We start from the raw sequence: 16239 nt of genomic DNA, 5'->3' as shown, positions 1-16239 counted from the left end.
GCCAGAATCTCTTCTGGCATCTGGCATCTGGCATCTGGCTACTGGGCGTACTTCGCGAGCGTCTCTTTCCACGCCGCCGTTGATTCTGGCGAGCCGGCGCGGCCCTCGAACACGATCTGTCCCGTCCGATACGCGGTGCCGTAGAAACGCTCGTTGGCATCGCGGTCCTGGCGGATGGTCGCGCCGTTCAGCGTGATGCCGGCGAACAAGCCCCGTGCCCGCGAGTAGCTGAGAATTTGCGCGCGCAACTGGATGTCGGTCGCCGCGCTGGCCTCGCGGCCCACCGGTCCGGCGGCGACCCCGGCATCGGCGCCGATCTTGAACTGGTTCTTGACCAGCTGCTCCAGGCCACGCTCGTTGTTCACGACCAGAACCAAGTCGATGGCCTGTCCGCCGATCTGCGCGCCGATGCTGCCGCCGGTGATGGTCAGGAACGCCGGCGTCGACCAGAGGCCGGTCTTCTTGTCGCGCACGCTCAGTATGCCCTTGCCGCGCTGGCCGCCCACGACGAAGCCGCCCTTGAGCAGCGAAGGAAACACCGCGACGCCGACCGCGTTCTCGAGAATCGACTTCGGCACGGACTTGTCGGCCGCCGCCATGATCTCGTCGAGCACGATGATCGAATCTGAAATGCGCCGCGCTTCGTCCGAAGACTGCGCCGAGAGGGTCGCGAGGGACAGGGCAACGATGACAAACGCGTATCTCATAGGTCCAGGCTCCGAAGTGCAGGTTCAAGTTCACGATGGGCAAACCGAAAGCCCAGCTCCTCGGCGGCGGCCGGCAGCACGCGCTGGCCGGTGAGCAACATGTCCGCCATCTCGCCGAGGCCTATCCGTAAGACGAACGCGGGCGCTTGAAAGACGGCGGGCCGCCGCACCACGCGTGCCAGCGTCCGCGTGAACTCGCGGTTCGTGACGGGCGTCGGCGCGGTGGCGTTGAAGGCGCCAGCCGCCCGATCCGTGGCAATCAGCCAGGCGACCAGTGCCACCCAGTCGTCCACGTGAATCCACGGCATGTACTGCTGGCCCGAGCCGAGCGTGGCACCCAGGCCCAGCTTGAAGGGCAGGATCATCTTCTTGAGCGCGCCACCATCGGCGCCGAGCACCACGCCCGAGCGTACGATGGCGAGGCGGGTCTCGGCCAGCTCCCCGGCGCGGGCCTCCTGTTCCCAGTCAATGCAAAGCTCGGCCAGGAAGTCGGTGCCGGCGGGTGTGCGTTCGGTCACGAGCTCGTCGCCGCGCGCGCCGTAGTAGCCGACGGCCGATCCGCTGATCAGCGTCTTCGGTGGCCGCGCGCAGGCGGAGATCGCCCGCGCGATCGTCCGGGTCGCCAGCAGGCGGCTGTCGCGCAGCTTGGCCTTGCGCGCAGGGCTCCAGAACGTGCCGGCGATGTTTTCGCCAGCGAGATTGACCACGGCGTCGATCCCCTCGAGATGCCGGGCCAGTTCTCCGCCCGAACCATCGGGCTGCCAGGCGATGTCGTCGGGCCGATCCGGCCTGGGCGACCGGGTCAGGGTCAACACCCGGTGCCCACCGAGCTCGAGGTGCGCCCGGAGCTTGCTGCCCAGGAAACCGGACCCTCCCGCGAGAACGACAGTCATCATCTTGATTGTATGGACGCCACCGCGTCAAAAAGGGCCCAAATAATGTTCAGTTGACAGAATCTCCACAGATCCGATTAACTAACCAGTTAGTTCATGACGAAGACACGCTCGGCTGGCCGGCCTGACACTCGCGACGCAATCTTCCAGGCTGCCGCCCTGGCCTTCTCGGCGCGCGGGTTCGACGGCGTGGGCGTTGACGAGATCGCGGCGCAAGCGCAGGTCAACAAGGCGATGATCTACTACCACTTCGCCGACAAACTCGCCCTGTACCGCGCCGTCGTCGGCGACATGCTCGGATCAGTCGGCGCCACGGCCACGGCGATCGCCGACTCGGCCGACTCACCCTCGAACAAGCTGGACCGGTTCATCGAGAATTTCGTGAGCCTCGCCGACTTGCGGCCGTGGTTCCCGACGATGATGCTTCGCGAGATCGCCGACGGTGCGCCGCATCTCGACCTCGATACGTTCGAGTTGATGAAGGGCGTGTTCATGGCGTTCGCCCGCATTCTCGCCGAGGGTGCCGCGGCCGGCACGTTCCGGCCGGTGCATCCGATCCTGGCCTACACGTCGACGATGGGCCCGCTCCTGATGAACGCCGCGCGCGAACGGATGGCCGCGCAGCCGGGCCGCGCCGACCTGCCGATGTTCGCCGAGATTCCCCACGCCGACCTGGTCGGGCACATCCAATACACCGCACACCGAATGCTCCAACCCATATGACGCACATCAAATGCCTCCTCCTCGTCCCGGCACTCCTCCTCGCAGTCGGCTGCGCCGAAGACGCACCGACCGATCGCGTTCGCGTGTCGGGACACGTCGAAGCGACCGAAGTGCGGTTGGCACCCGACGCGGGCGGGCGCGTCCTGACCCTTTCGGCGAAGGAGGGCGACCGCATCGAGCCCGGGCAGACGGTGCTGACGCTCGACACTCGGGACATCGCATTGGCCATCGACCGCGCCAAGGCGGAGCGCGCGGCGGCCGAGGCCCAGTTGCAAGTGGTGCAAGCCGCGGCGCGGCCTGAAGACGTGCGTCAGGCCGAGTCACAGATCGCCACCGCCAGGGCCGATCAGTCTGCGGCGGAGTCGGAACTTGCCGCCGCCGGCCTGGACCTCGAGCGCTTCGAAAGCCTGCTCAAGACCAACTCCGGCTCGCAGAAACAACGCGATGACGCCGCGACCCGCCGCAATGTGGCCCGCGACCGCGTGTCTGCCGCCCAGAGCCGCGTGCGCACCGCTGAAGAAACGCTGGTCCGCGTTCGCGCTGGCGCCCGTCGTGAAGAAGTGGCCGCGGCCCGCGCCCGCGTCGACGTCGTCAGCGCGCAGATCGCCTCCCTCGAAAAGACGCTTGGCGACGCCACGCTCATCTCCCCGATCGGCGGCATCGTCACCGAGAAGCTGGTCGAGGTCGGCGAGATCATCGCGCCACGGGCTCCCGCGCTGGTTGTGGTGGACCTCGATCGCGCGTGGGCCGACGTGTTTGTGCCCGAGCCGATTGTGCCGGCGCTGCGCATTGGCCAACCCGCGACCGTGTTCACCGACGCCGGCGGCCCCGGACTGGCCGGCACGCTCTCGTACATCTCGCCCAAGGCCGAGTTCACGCCACGCAACGTGCAGACCGCCGAGGAGCGATCGAAGCTGGTCTACCGCATTCGCATTTCCGTGGACAACAAGGAAGGCATTCTCAAACAAGGGATGCCGGTGGAGGCGGAGCTAGTGCTTCGCTAGTGCCTAAGGTGCCTAAGGTGCCTAGGGTGCCTAGGGTGCAGGGAATACACCATGACGCCAGCGATTGAGTTTGCCAACGTCACGAAGCGCTACGGCGCCGTTGAGGCGCTCAGTGGCGTGTCGTTCAGCGTGGCGCCTGGAGAGATGTTCGGGTTGATTGGTCCGGACGGCGCCGGCAAGACCACCGCCATTCGCACCCTCTGCGGACTGGTGCATACGGACGGCGGACGGGTTCGTGTGCTCGGCAAGGATCCCGTTGCCGAACATCGCGCGATTACCGGCACCGTGGGCTACCTTTCGCAGCGGTTCAGCCTGTACGGCGACCTCAGCATCGACGAGAACATCGCGTTCTTCGCCGAGATTCACGGCGTGCGCGACTACCGCGCCCGCCGCGATCGCCTGCTCGACATGACGCAGCTCACGCCGTTTCGCGCGCGGCTGGCCGACCAGCTGTCGGGCGGCATGAAGCAGAAGCTGGCGCTGGCCTGCACCCTGGTCCACGAGCCGAGGGTCATTCTGCTCGACGAGCCCACCACCGGTGTGGACCCGGTGTCGCGCCGCGAGTTCTGGAAGCTGCTGTCGCAGTTCCTGGCGCAAGGCATCACCATCCTGATGTCGACCCCGTATCTGGACGAGGCCGAGCGCTGCACCCGCATTGTGCTGCTGCACGAAGGCCGGGTGCTGGCGCTTGATGAACCCGGCGCACTTCGCGCGAGCTTGCCGGGCACGCTGCTCGAGGTGCTGGTCGCGGCACCCGGCGACGCCCTGCGCGCACTCAAGGGTCCCGGCGGCGTGACGAGCGCCCAGGTGTTCGGCGACCGGCTGCACGTGTGGAGCGCCCGCACGACCGCGGCCGACGCCGCGAGCGAGTTCGCCGCCGCCGCGGCCCGCGCCGGCGTTCATCCAGCCGGTGTGCGCGCCATTACCCCGTCGCTCGAAGACGTCTTTATTGCCAAACTGGACAGTCCGGCTTCCACCTTCGCCGTGGCTACGGCGGACGGGGAAAGCCGGACGCCACATTGAACGCTCAACAGAGATTGCCAGCTCATGATGCGCAACTTCACCATCCTCCTGCTCCTCGCCGTGTCCTCGCTGCCCCTGGCGGCGCAGCCGGCGCCCATCCGACTGACCGTGGCCGATGCCATCACCCGCGGCTTCGAGGCCAGCCATCGGCTGGCCGAGGTGCGCGCCCGCGAACAGGGCGCGCAGGCGGCGCTGCGCGGCGCGCAGGCAGCCGACAAGCCCACAGTGACCGCGGGCGGCGGCTACACGCGGACCAACCACGTGCAGGAATTCGCGGTCAGCCAGGGCGGCGCGCGCCTGGTGATCTACCCAGACATCCCCGACAACTTCTCGTCGCGCCTGGCCATGCAGTGGCCGATCTACACGTCGGGACGGGTCGACGCGCTCGAGCGGGCGGCCGATGCCGAAGCCCGCGCGGTGGCCGCCGACATCGAGACCGCGCGGGCCGATCTGCGCTTCGAGATCGTGCGCGCGTACTGGGGTGCGGCGACGGCTCGCGAGGCGGTGCGGGTGCTCGAAGAGTCGGCGGCCAGGGCCGATGCGCAGTTGCGCGACGCGCGCCAGCGATTCTCGGTGGGCCTGATCCCGCCCAACGAGGTGTTGAGCCTCGAGGCGCAGCGCTCGCGCGAGCAGGCGCAGCTGATCGAAGCCAGCAACCAGCGCGAGTCGTCTCTGATCGAACTGCGCCGGTTGATTGGCGTCGTTGACGAGACGGTGATCGAGCTTGCCGACAGACTTGATGCATCCGCCTTCGCTCTCGAGAATCCAAGCGAGCTTCGGCGGGACGGGCCGTCGCTTATTGCAGAAGCACGCGAGCAACGGCCCGAGCGGAAGGCGCTGACGCTCAGGCTTGGTGGCATCGAGGCGCGCGAGCAGGCGGCGATGACCGCGAACAAGCCGGTCGTCGCGGTAGCCGCCGGCGTGGACTATGCCAAGCCCAACCAGCGCATCTTCCCCCGCCAGGGCATCTGGCAGGAGTCGTGGGATCTCTCGGTCAACGTGAGCTGGCCGTTTCTGGATTTCGGTCGCACCAAGGCGCAGGTCGCCGAGGTGGCGGCCGCCGCCGCGGCCACCCGCGAGCGGCTGGCGGAGTTTGACTCGGTGGTGTCGGCCGACGTCCGCCAGCGCCTGCTCGACCTCGATTCGAGCCTGGCCATGGTCAAGGCCGCGTCCGATGCGGTCAAGAGCGCGACCGAGGCGCGTCGGGTCGTGGGCGATCGCTTTGCGGCCGGCGTCGCGACCAGCACGGACGTGGTGGTCGCGCAGGTGGCGATGCTCGAGAACGAACTGGCCCGGACGCGCGCGCTGGCCGGCGTGCGGCTAGCCGAAGCGCGCCTGCACCGCGTGCTGGGGAGGCCGTAATGGAGGAAGAGGTCCGGCTAAAGCCGGACGCCACATCCGCAATCGAGTCGAATGTAGCGTCCGGCGTTAGCCGGACCAGTCCAGCAATCGACGTTCGCGGACTCACGCGCAAGTTCGGCGACTTCGTTGCCGTGAACGACCTGTCGTTCTCGGTGGCGCAGGGCGAGGTCTTCGGCTTCCTGGGCGCCAACGGCGCCGGCAAGTCCACCACCATCCGCATGTTGTGCGGCCTGCTGCGCCCCACGGCCGGCACGGCGCTCGTCGGTGGCCTCGACGTTGGCCGCGATCCCGAGGGGGTGAAGCGGCGCATTGGCTACATGTCGCAGCGGTTCTCGCTGTACGAGCCGCTGACCGTGGACCAGAACATCCAGTTCTTCGGCGGCGTCTACGGGCTGTCGGGCGAGCGCTTTGCCGCGCGCCGGCGCTTCGTGCTGGAGATGGCAGGGCTCGAGGGCCGCGAGAAGACGCTGACCCGGGACCTTCCGGGCGGCTGGCGCCAGCGGCTCGCGCTCGGCTGCGCCATTCTGCACGAGCCCTCGATCGTGTTCCTGGACGAGCCCACGGGCGGCGTGGACCCGCTGTCGCGCCGCCGCTTCTGGGACCTCATCGGCGACCTCTCGTCCAAGGGCGTGACCGTGCTCGTCACGACGCACTACCTGGACGAGGCCGAGCACTGCCACCGGCTGGCCATCATTCACGCCGGCCAGCTCGCTGCCATCGGCACGGCGAACGAACTGAAGCAGGTGTTTTCGTCACGGCCGATCGTGGAGATCCAGTCCGCGCAACCCGTGCAGGCCATGGACGTGCTCGATCGCCTGGAGACGGTGGAGAAGACGAGCCTGTTCGGCACCGCCGTTCACGCCGTGATGCGCGATACCCAAACCTCCGCGGCCATGCTCTCGGCCAGCCTCACGGCCGCCGGCGTGACCGTGCGCAGCATCGGTCCGGTGTCGCCGTCGCTCGAAGACGTGTTCCTCGATGTGGTCGAGCGCTCTCTCGACCGGGTCGAGCGGGTAGGGACGGCATAAGTGGGAAAAATCCTTGCCGTTGCGTCGAAAGAGATGCGCCAGATCCTCCGCGATCGCCGCACCCTGCTGATCCTGTTGTTCATTCCGGCGTTCTTCCTCCTGCTGTACGGCTACGCGCTCAGCTTCGACATTCGCAACGTCCGCCTGGCCGTCCAGGACCGCGATCGCAGCACGCACAGCCGGGCGCTGGTGTCGTCGTTCGTCAACTCCGGCTACTTCGCGCTGGTGGGCTACGAAGATTCCGACGCGGCGCTCGAGCGGTTGGTGGACGAGGGGAAGGTCCGCGCCATCCTGTCGATCCCCGCCGGCTTCGAACGCGACCTGAGGCTGAAGCGCCCCGTCACCGTGCAGGTCGTGATCGACGGCGACAACGCCAACACCGCCGCCACCGTGTCAGGCTACGCCCGCCTGCTCGTCGCCGAGTTCGGCGCCGTGCAGATGCAGACGATGCTGCTGACCGCGGGTTCGCCGCCAATGGTGATCGCGGAACCCCGCATCTGGTACAACCCGCAACTGCGCAGTGCGCTGTTCCTGGTGCCTGGCCTGATCGCCTACATCTCGATGATCACCGCGGTGGTCTCCACGGCCCTGTCGGTCGTGCGCGAGAAAGAGCGCGGGACGATGGAGCAGGTGAGGATGGCGCCGGTGGGCCCGGTGTCGTACATCCTGGGCAAGACGCTGCCGTACCTCGCGATCTCCTTTGCGTCAGCCGTGCTGATCGTGCTGGCCGCCATGCTGCTGTTCGACCTGCCGATGCGGGGATCGTGGCCGCTCTTGCTCTTCGCGATCGGCCTGTTCCTGGTCGGCGCCCAGGCCCAGGGCCTGTTGATCTCGACCATCGCCGACACGCAACAGGTCGCGTTTCAGATTGCGCTGCTGTCGTCGATGTTGCCGACCATGATCCTGTCGGGCTTCGTCTTTCCCATCTCCAGCATGCCGGCGGTGGTGCAAGCCATTACGCACATCGTGCCGGCGCGCTACTTCCTCGTCGCGCTGCGCGCGATCGTGCTGAAGGGGGCCGACATCACCGCCTTCTGGCAGGACCTGGTGGCGCTGGCGATCTTTGCGACGGTGGCCATGGGGCTGGCGTCGTTGCGACTGAGGCGAGAGTGGGCATGAAGGCCGCGCTCAGAAGGATCCTGCACTTGATGCGCAAGGAGGTCCTGGAACTGAAACAGGACCCGCGCCTGTTCGGCGTGGTGATCATCGCGCCGATCATGCAGCTCACGGTGCTCGGCTATGCCGCCACCACCGACGTCAGGGACGTCCCGATCGCCATTGTCGACGCCGACCGGTCGACCGCCAGCCGCGACCTGGTCCAGCGGTTCGCCTCGTCCGCCAACTTCAAGATCGTCGGCATGCCGGGCTCGACCAGCGACATCGATCGTTACCTGGACCACGGCGACGCCTGGATGGTGATTAGCATCCCCGCCAACTTTGGCCAGGCCGTGTCGACGGGCCGCAGCGCGACCCTGCAGATTGCCGCGGACGGCACCGACTCGAATTCGACCACCGTGGCCATGGGCTACGCGCAGACGCTGATCGCGGGTTACTCGCAGGATCTCGCCGCGGCTGCAAGGCCGGGTCAGCCGGCAGTGGCGCTGGTGACGCCGGAGATTCGCGTCTGGTTCAACCCGCGGCTCGAAAGCCGCGACTTCATGATTCCCGGGATCGTGGCGCTGCTGCTGTTGGTCGTGACCACCAACCTGTCGGCGATGGCCATCGTGCGCGAAAAAGAAATCGGGACGCTCGAGCAACTGAGCGTGACGCCGCTGGCGCGGTGGGAGCTGATTACCGGCAAGCTGCTGCCATACGCCGTAATCGGCATCATCGATGTGGTGCTGGTGCTGGTGGTCGCGATCAACTGGTTCGAGGTGCCCATGCGCGGCAGCATCACGCTGCTGTTCGGCATGTGCCTGATCTACCTGCTGTCGACGCTCGGCCTGGGGCTGTTTGTGTCGACGGTGTCGCAGACCCAGCAGCAGGCGATGATGACGAGCATCTTCTTCTTCCTGATGCCGATGATCTACCTGTCGGGATTCATTTTCCCGATCGAGAACATGCCGACCTGGATTCAGCCGTTCACGTACCTGATTCCGCTGCGCTACTTCCTGGAGATCGTGCGCGGGATCTTCCTGAAGGGGATCGGCCTGGAGATCCTCTGGCCGCAGGCGCTCGCGCTGTTCACCTGGGGCGCGGTCGTCCTCGCCCTGGCTACGTTACGGTCGTCGAAGCGACTCGGATAAACGCAACCACGGAGGACCCGAAGTGAAGCCACGAAGGACACGAAGCCTTCTCCTTAAGAATTCGACTTCGCGTTCTTCGTGATTCGACTTTGTGCTCTTCGTGGTTAGGATTCCTGAGCGGCGCGAATTCCGGCTTCTTCATCAACCAGGCTCAATACCCACGCACCCGCTACGAAAAAGCCAAGAATCGCGAGGATCGCCGCGTGGCTGCTGCCGGTGAGTGTGACGCTGACGGTGAAGACGAGTGGTCCGAGCACGGTGGCAAACCGTTCCGCGACCGCGAAGAAGCCGAAGAACTCCGACGTGCGATCCGCCGGCACCATGCGCGAGAACAGCGCCCGGCTCAGGGCCTGCGCGCCGCCCTGGACCGTGGCAATCATCGCCGCCAGGATGAAGAAGTGCGTGACCGTGGTCATGAAATAGGCGAGCACCGTCGCGAGCGCGTAGACCGAGATGGCGATGAAGATCGCGCGCTTGGTGCCAATGCGCACGCCGAGCGACCCGAACAGGAACGAGAACGGGATCCCCAGGAACTGCACCATCACGAACGCCGCAATCTGCGAGGTTTGCTCGACGCCGACCTCGGCGCCGTAGACGGCGGCCATGCGAATGATGGTCTGGATGCCGTCCTGGTAGAGCAGCATGGCGATGAACAGCAGAAAAGCATTGCGGTACTTCCGGACCTCGCGAAACGTGGTGGCCAGCCGCACGAACGCGGCGACGATGGCGATGCCTGATTCGCTGGAGTGCTTGTCCCGCGTCGCGGGTTCGGGAACGCGGCGGAAGATCGGCAGCGAGAACACCGCCCACCACACCGCCACCGCCACAAACGACGCCTTGATCGCCGGGACCGTGCCGCTGAAGCCGAACATGGCCGGCTGGAGAATCCACGCCAGGTTGATCAGCAGCATCACGCCGCCGCCGATGTAGCCCATGGCGTAGCCGGCCGCCGACACGCGATCGGTCTCCTTGGGCTTGGCGACGTGCGGCAGCAGCGAGTCGTAGAAGACGATCGAGCCCGACACGCCGAGGTTGGCGATGAAGAAGAGGATCGACGCGAACCCCACCTCGCCTTCGCCGATGAACGCCATCGAGGCACAGGCGGTGACGCCGATGGCGATGGACACTGCCAGCAGCTTCTTTTTGCCGCCGGTGTAGTCGGCCAGGGCGCCGAGCACGGGCGCCGAAATGGCCACCGTGGCCATCGACAGGGTGGTGACCAGCCCGAAGCGGGCGGTGGCGTCGGCCGGCGCCATGCCGGCCGCCGCATACGTGGCGTAGAACCCCGGGAACACCGCGGTGACGACCGTGGTGAAGAAGGCGGAGTTGGCCCAGTCGTACCACGCCCAGGCGCGTTGCTCAGGCGTGACCAGGCCCACGCGGGCCATCAACCGGGCAATCATGCCCGCACATCATACTGGGAGACGGGAGTCGGGAGTCGGGAGACGGGAGTCGGGAGTCGGGAGGCGGGAGGCGGGAGGCGGGAGGCGGCGGGAGTCGGAAGGTGTCGTCTTGATCGACTCCCGGTTCCCGACTCCCGACTCCCGGCGCGTTACTTTCGAATCGAGACGTCGCCGCTGAATGTTTTCAGCTTGAAGTCGCCGCTGCCGCCGCCGTTCAGCGAGCCCCGGAAATTGCGGCGGCTGCTGTTGTTCAGCGTCACCGGCAGGTCGCTTTCGAAGCTGCCGCTGAAGGTGTTGAAGTCGATGCTGCCGCGGGCGGTGGCCGGCAGGCGCAGCCGCACGCCGCCGCTGAAGGTGTTGATGTCGAGGTCGTGGTCGTTCCACTCGGTGGACTCGATCGTGACACTCGAGCTGAAGCCGTCGATGTGCTGGTCTTCGTTGACGCCGATCACCGTGATCGGAGCGCTGAAGGTCTTGATGTCGAGCCGCGTGCGCGCCGGCACCTGGATGTCGAAATCGGTTTCGACCACGTTGTCGTTGCGGCGCTCGACCATCCGGTGGTTGGCATCCACTTCGATGGTGTTGCCACTTTGCGTGATCTCGAGCTTGATGTCGTTCAGGCGCTCGCGGTCGGCGCGGCGCACGGCCTTGATCACGACCTGGTCACCCGACCCGCCGGTAATGCGAACGTGGCCGGAAAAGGTCTTCAATCTCAACGTCCCGCCCGGCTGCAGGGTCAGCGTGCGGTCGACGTTCTCGGTTTCTTTCTGTGCGGCGGCTGGGACGGCCAGCACCAGGGCGAACAGCAGGGCGAAGGTTGTCTTGAGCATGTGTCCTCGGAAGGCATAGACGAGAACGAGTTCAAGAGGGTTGCTCGGCAGAAATGAACAGGAGACCAGGAGATAAAGAGAAAAATTCTTTATCTCTTTATCTCTTGTTATTTACGGTCGGCGGCCTTGAGTTCGGGAAGGTCCTTGTCCGCCGCCGCCCAGGCCTTCAGGGCCAGGTCGAATTCCCGACGGGCCGTCGCGGCATTGCCGGCGTTCTGGGCCACCAGCGCCAGGGCGTAGTGGGTCCCGAAATAGGCTGGGTCGTGCTCGCTCATGAGCTGCGCCATTCGTCCCGCCAGCTCCCAATCGCCGACCGACCGGGCCGCCCGCGCCATGGCCTCCAGGCGGAACAACGACTGGCTCCAGGCGTCCGGGCCCGGCAGCGAGCGCCACTTCTGCGCGGCGCTCAGCATCATCTTGCGACCCTGCTCGCGTTGCGCCGTGCGCAACCGGAACTCGCCCTGCAGCGCTTCAAGGCCAATGAACACCAGGTCCTGCCCCCCTGGTGAACTCTTCAGCGCGCGCAAGGCGGCGTTCGACGCGGCGCCCGCTTCGGCGGCCTTATTCACGGACAGCAGCGCCAGTCCGGCCTCGATATGACCGGCGGCCTGCACCAGCGGATTCGGATGGGAGATCAGCACCTTGGCCGCGTCCAACGCCTCGGCCTGGCGATTGCGGGCGACCAGGAATGCCAGCCACTCCCGCTTGTGGATGAGTTGCACCAGCAAGCTCGAGGGCAGGTCGAACGACTGCTTCAGCAGCGGCTCCGCCTTCTTCATCTGGCCCAGGTACTGATAGGTCGTCGCCAGCAAGTCGAGGTTGTGCGTGTGATGCCAGTCGAGTTCGGCACCGACCTTCTCGCGCGCGAAGTAGGCGCGCTGCAACTTGTCGGCCGCCTCGAACTGCGCCACGGCCTCGACCGGACGTCCGGCCCGGCGCAATTCGTGACCGTGCATGTGCACCGCATGGGGCACTTGCGGGGCTTGCGCCGCGAAGGCGGCCGCCTGGGTGAGCGCTTCGTTCACCCGCCCGCTGTTCTCGTAGGCATGCGCCAGGTAGTGCCGCGCGCCCATGTGATTGGGCGACAGCTTGAGCGCGCGCTCGTAGAAAGGCACCGCCGCCATGACGGACCCTTGCCCGCGGTCCGCGGGATCCGGCGACTCCGCCATCCCCCGCTTCAGGATCAATTCGACATCGTCCGGGAACGCCGCGATGGCGGTGTCGAGGGCCTTGCGATAGGCGGCCAGCCTGGTCTTGTCGCCCGGCGCCTCCTCAGCCGCCATCTGCAACCGTCGCGCGTCGACGTGGTGCCGCTCATGGGCAGCCATCTGTGAGGCCCACCCGCGCTTGTCCGCCGTAGCGCTGAGCGCGGAGGCGGACTCGATCGCCTGCCGGGCCTCGACGGGCTTATTGACCTCGATGTAGGCGTAGCTCAAGCCGACGTGCGCGAGCGCCAGGCCCGGATCCAGCCGTAACGCATGGTGGAACGACCGTGCCGCTTCGATCCACACGTAGGAGTGCAGGTAGGCGAGCCCCTGATCGTAGAAGCCCTGCGCCTCGGCCGACTTCGTCGCCACCGCATCGTGCGCCCGGCCAATGCCGGTTCGCATGGGCACGGGCCGTTCGAGCAACTCCTGCGGAACCACCGGAATGCGGTGGCCGGCATGCTGCGAGGCCGGAAGTGAGAGGTGAGAGGTAAGAAGAAGGACCGTACAAAGAAAGAGCGGGAAGCCCTGGATGGTGTCCGTGGACTTCCCGCTCTTCACGACGTTGATTCTAAAACGCTAACCCGTAACTACCAACTACCAACTTCTCAACTTTCAACTTCCAGGGTCAGTTAAAAGCTGAACTGCCCGCCGATCTTGAAGAATCGGCTCTGCAGCACGTTGGTTGGACGCAGCCAGGTGCCCGTGGCGGCGGTCGAGTAGGCCGCGTTGACAGTGAACGGCCAGCTGCTGTTGAACACGTTGTAGAGGTCGAAGTCCACCCGCAGCCTGGCGTTGCCGGCCAGGTTGAAGCGCTTGGCCAGGCGGAGGTCGAGCTGGTTCAGGTTGTGCTCGCCGTATTCGAGGCCTTCGCGCATCAGCTGGACGGTGCGCGACGCCACGCCGGTCCAGTTGCGGCCGATCTGCGGGTTGGCCACGGCGTTGATGACGCCCCAGCTGGCGCCGACGCTCGGACCCGCGCCGCCGTTTTGGATGCCGCGCGAGTGCTGGAAGGTGCCGGCCAGCTGGATGTCGTAGGGCAGCGTGTAGGAACCCGAGATCTTGGCGTCGGGCCGGTAGCCATATTCACGGTGGCAGCCGGTGGAGCCGTCTTCGTAGATCTCGGTGCCCTGGGCGGCGGCGCCGACCACCGCGTCGAGGCCGGCCTTCAGCAGGTTGCAGTTGTCGAACGTGCGCGCCGTGGCGGCAAGTCCGCCCTTGAGGAACGCGCCGTTACGGAAGCGGGCTTCCAGGTTGACGTCGAAGCCCTGGTAGAGGTTGGTCTCTCCACCGAAGTCGTCCGAGAACCGGATCAGGCTGTTGGCCGGCAGGTTCTGCGCGAACACCGCGGGCTTGAGGTCCTTGACGCCGCACACCTGGTAGCCGCCGCCGCCAGGCAGATTGGGATCCTGGGGCGCGCGGATGCAGAACGTGTCGTAGCTGCTCTCGTCGTAGCGCAGGTCGTCCACGAACGTCTGGTTGCCGAACGTCCGGCGATAGTAGCCGCCGTTCACCGAGACGCGATCCGCCAGCTGGTGCTGCGCCGAGATCGTGAACTCGTTGTTGTAGCCGCGCTTGCCCCAGCCGCGCAGCAGGTCCGGCGAGTACTGCGTCGTCGGCACCCGCAGCTGGCCGAAGGTCGGCGTCGATGCCGAGTTGGTCAGCTCGTTGAACTGGATGTTGCCGGCGTTGTCGAGCGGCAAGCCGTTGCCGTCGAGGTCGCGCCACACGCGCGTGTCGGCGGCGGTGAGGGCACCGATTGGGTTCACCTGGTTGGCGAACGCAATCGCCTGGCCGGCGACGTAGCGCGACCAGCTCGACTTGAGGGCGGTGCGGCCGTTGCCGAACACGTCCATCGCGAAGCCGATGCGGGGCGAGAGGTCCTTCCAGTTCTGCACTTCGCCCGTGCACAGGTCGCCGGGATCGACCGTGCCGTCGGAGCACTCACCGAAGGTCGCGCCGGCGCCATGCCGGCTCGGGAGCACCGAGCTTTCGCGCGACTCGCCGATGAAGTGGTCGTAGCGCAGGCCCAGGTTCAGCGTGACTCGTCCCAAGCTCCAGCGGTCCTGCACGTAGAGACCGAGGTCCTGCTTGACGCCGTTGGAGCGGTCGAATGGCAAGCGGAGCGTAACCGAAACGGGGGTACCGGCGCTGTAGGTGATGGGCTGAACGTCGCCAGTCCACCTGCGGAGTTCGCGCCAGTCGCCGTTGGTGAGCGTGGCGCCGACCCGGAGGCTGTGATTGCCGGCGAGGTATGAGGCCGCGCCCATGTAGGTTCGGAGTACGGAGAAGTGGTCCGCCGGGTTCGGCCAGGCATTGGCCTGCCGGCCGTTCGACTGGTCGACGACGTTGTAGATGCGGGCGTTGATGATCGACTCGTCGCTCCACACCTTCTTCGTGTCGCCCGTCACGCTTTCCTGGTACAGCTCGGTGTAGTTCTGGTTGTAGCGGCCGTAGCCGGCCTCGAACAGCAGCTTGTTGGTGTGGGTGCGCGTCCACTTGGTCACGTTGACGTAGCTCGTCGGCGTCACCTGCACGCCGGCCGCCTCGGGCGGAATGGTCGAGGCAATGCCCCAGTGGTTGCGGTACTTCCGCTGGTTGTCGTGGTACATCGAGAACTTGTCATTGCTCGTCGCCTGCCATGAAATGCGGCCGGCGTTGCTCACGATGTGGCCATCGTCCAGGCCCGGCTTGTCGAAGTCGGGGTCGTAGACGAACTGCGAGGGGTTCTTGTCGAAGTAGGAGTCGGCCTTGGTCTTCGACGAACCCCAGTGACGGAAAGTGTAGTTGAACCACAGCTTGTTGCGGACGATCGGGCCGCCAATCTGCGGATTGATGTCCCAGATTTCCTGGATGGCATCGACGTTGGTGAGGGTGTTGTTGGCGTTGAAGGTCTTGCTGCCACTCAGGTTCGAGCGGCTGCAGGGCTGACCGACGCCGGCCGAGCCGCAGTTGTCGGAGGTGAAGCTTTCGCCGGCGAAGTTGGCGATGACCGAGCCGCGGAACGAGTTGCCGCCGTCGCGGGGCACCATGTTGACGCGCATGCCGCCCTGGCCCACTTCGGCCGAGTCGGCGCCGGTCAGGTAGCTGAACTCCTCGAAGCTCGAGTCGTTCCAGTAGACGCCGCTGTAGGCGCCCTGCGCGCAGAGGTTGTTGAGGCGAATGCCCTCGATGGTCTGGACGGTGTCGCCGGAGCCCCGGTACTGCAGGGGCGACTGCTGGAGGTTGCCCGAGCCGCCGACGTCGCGCGACAGCGCGCCGCCGCCGCCGACCGCGATGGTGGTGCCGGGAATCATGATGCCGACCGCCTGGATGTTGCGGCCGGTCGGCAGCGCCTCGCGCACTTCCGCCGTCATCACCACGCGCTGCGTGATGCTGGTGGTATCGACGATTGGCGACTCACCGGTGACGGTGAGGGTTTCTTCGAGCGTGCCGACCTTCATGTCGACGTTGATCGTCGCCGTGAAGTCGGACGTCAGCACGACGCCTTCGCGCACCACGGTGCCGAAGCCCGGCAGCGAGTACGTGATGCTGTAGACGCCCGGCCGCAGCGCCAGGATCGAGTAGGCGCCCGAACCACTGGTGACGGTGGCGCGGGTTTTTTCAATCAGCGCCGGGCTCGAGGCCTCGACCGTGACACCGGGCAAGACGCCACCCGATGCATCCCTGACCGTGCCTGAAATGGTACTGGTTTGCGCCGATGCGACAATCGGCGTGACGAGAAGACAAACAACAGCAGCAATCCGAACCGTGAGCGAACGCATCACAAGCCCTCCACAAAAGTTGCAAATCCCCAACCACCGCGTACGGCGCGT

The 16239-nt window shown here is 66.3% G+C and carries 13 protein-coding genes; 7 read left to right on the top strand and 6 right to left on the bottom strand.

The window, feature by feature from the left end:
* Positions 1-38: 38 nt before the first annotated feature.
* Complete coding sequence (locus tag Q8T13_11285) at positions 39-707, bottom strand: lipid-binding SYLF domain-containing protein (protein MDP3718338.1); 669 nt, start codon at positions 705-707, stop codon at positions 39-41.
* Positions 704-1603, bottom strand: a complete 900-nt coding sequence (locus tag Q8T13_11280; GenBank protein ID MDP3718337.1) for a TIGR01777 family oxidoreductase — start codon at positions 1601-1603, stop codon at positions 704-706. Before Q8T13_11280 ends, Q8T13_11285 begins: the two co-directional genes overlap by 4 nt.
* Positions 1604-1696: 93 nt before the next feature.
* Between Q8T13_11280 and Q8T13_11275 the strand changes: the two genes are divergently transcribed.
* Genes Q8T13_11275 through Q8T13_11245 form a run of 7 tightly spaced genes read left to right on the top strand, consistent with a single transcriptional unit; the run spans position 1697 to position 8986 of the window.
* On the top strand, positions 1697-2323 hold the full coding sequence (locus Q8T13_11275) for a TetR/AcrR family transcriptional regulator (GenBank protein ID MDP3718336.1): 627 nt from the start codon (positions 1697-1699) through the stop codon (positions 2321-2323).
* A complete protein-coding gene (locus Q8T13_11270; protein MDP3718335.1) occupies positions 2320-3327 on the top strand; it encodes an efflux RND transporter periplasmic adaptor subunit in 1008 nt (335 codons plus the stop codon). The genes Q8T13_11275 and Q8T13_11270 overlap by 4 nt, the downstream gene beginning before the upstream one ends.
* 51 nt (positions 3328-3378) lie before the next feature.
* Positions 3379-4350 carry an ABC transporter ATP-binding protein gene (locus Q8T13_11265; protein MDP3718334.1) on the top strand — a complete coding sequence of 324 codons (972 nt, stop codon included), beginning with the start codon at positions 3379-3381 and terminating at the stop codon, positions 4348-4350.
* A 24-nt stretch (positions 4351-4374) separates the two neighbouring features.
* On the top strand, positions 4375-5712 hold the full coding sequence (locus Q8T13_11260) for a TolC family protein (GenBank protein ID MDP3718333.1): 1338 nt from the start codon (positions 4375-4377) through the stop codon (positions 5710-5712).
* On the top strand, positions 5712-6740 hold the full coding sequence (locus tag Q8T13_11255) for an ABC transporter ATP-binding protein (protein MDP3718332.1): 1029 nt from the start codon (positions 5712-5714) through the stop codon (positions 6738-6740). Before Q8T13_11260 ends, Q8T13_11255 begins: the two co-directional genes overlap by 1 nt.
* Positions 6741-7859 carry an ABC transporter permease gene (locus Q8T13_11250; GenBank protein ID MDP3718331.1) on the top strand — a complete coding sequence of 373 codons (1119 nt, stop codon included), beginning with the start codon at positions 6741-6743 and terminating at the stop codon, positions 7857-7859.
* Positions 7856-8986, top strand: a complete 1131-nt coding sequence (locus Q8T13_11245) for an ABC transporter permease (protein MDP3718330.1) — start codon at positions 7856-7858, stop codon at positions 8984-8986. The genes Q8T13_11250 and Q8T13_11245 overlap by 4 nt, the downstream gene beginning before the upstream one ends.
* Before the next feature lie 104 nt (positions 8987-9090).
* Here the strand turns inward: Q8T13_11245 and Q8T13_11240 are convergent, their stop codons facing one another.
* From Q8T13_11240 to Q8T13_11225, 4 genes are all read right to left on the bottom strand, one after another.
* Positions 9091-10389 (bottom strand): MFS transporter, encoded by a 1299-nt coding sequence (locus Q8T13_11240; GenBank protein ID MDP3718329.1) that lies wholly within the window; start codon positions 10387-10389, stop codon positions 9091-9093.
* Positions 10390-10538: 149 nt separating this feature from the next.
* Positions 10539-11219, bottom strand: coding sequence for a hypothetical protein (locus tag Q8T13_11235; protein MDP3718328.1), 681 nt, complete (start codon positions 11217-11219; stop codon positions 10539-10541).
* A 107-nt stretch (positions 11220-11326) separates the two neighbouring features.
* Positions 11327-12985 (bottom strand): tetratricopeptide repeat protein, encoded by a 1659-nt coding sequence (locus Q8T13_11230; GenBank protein ID MDP3718327.1) that lies wholly within the window; start codon positions 12983-12985, stop codon positions 11327-11329.
* A 71-nt stretch (positions 12986-13056) separates the two neighbouring features.
* Positions 13057-16188, bottom strand: coding sequence for a carboxypeptidase regulatory-like domain-containing protein (locus Q8T13_11225; protein ID MDP3718326.1), 3132 nt, complete (start codon positions 16186-16188; stop codon positions 13057-13059).
* Between the last annotated feature and the right edge of the window lie 51 nt (positions 16189-16239).

This window comes from Acidobacteriota bacterium, from assembly GCA_030697165.1.
GTDB lineage: Bacteria > Acidobacteriota > Vicinamibacteria > Vicinamibacterales > UBA2999 > 12-FULL-67-14b.
This window is presented reverse-complemented; position numbering and strand designations above follow the sequence as displayed.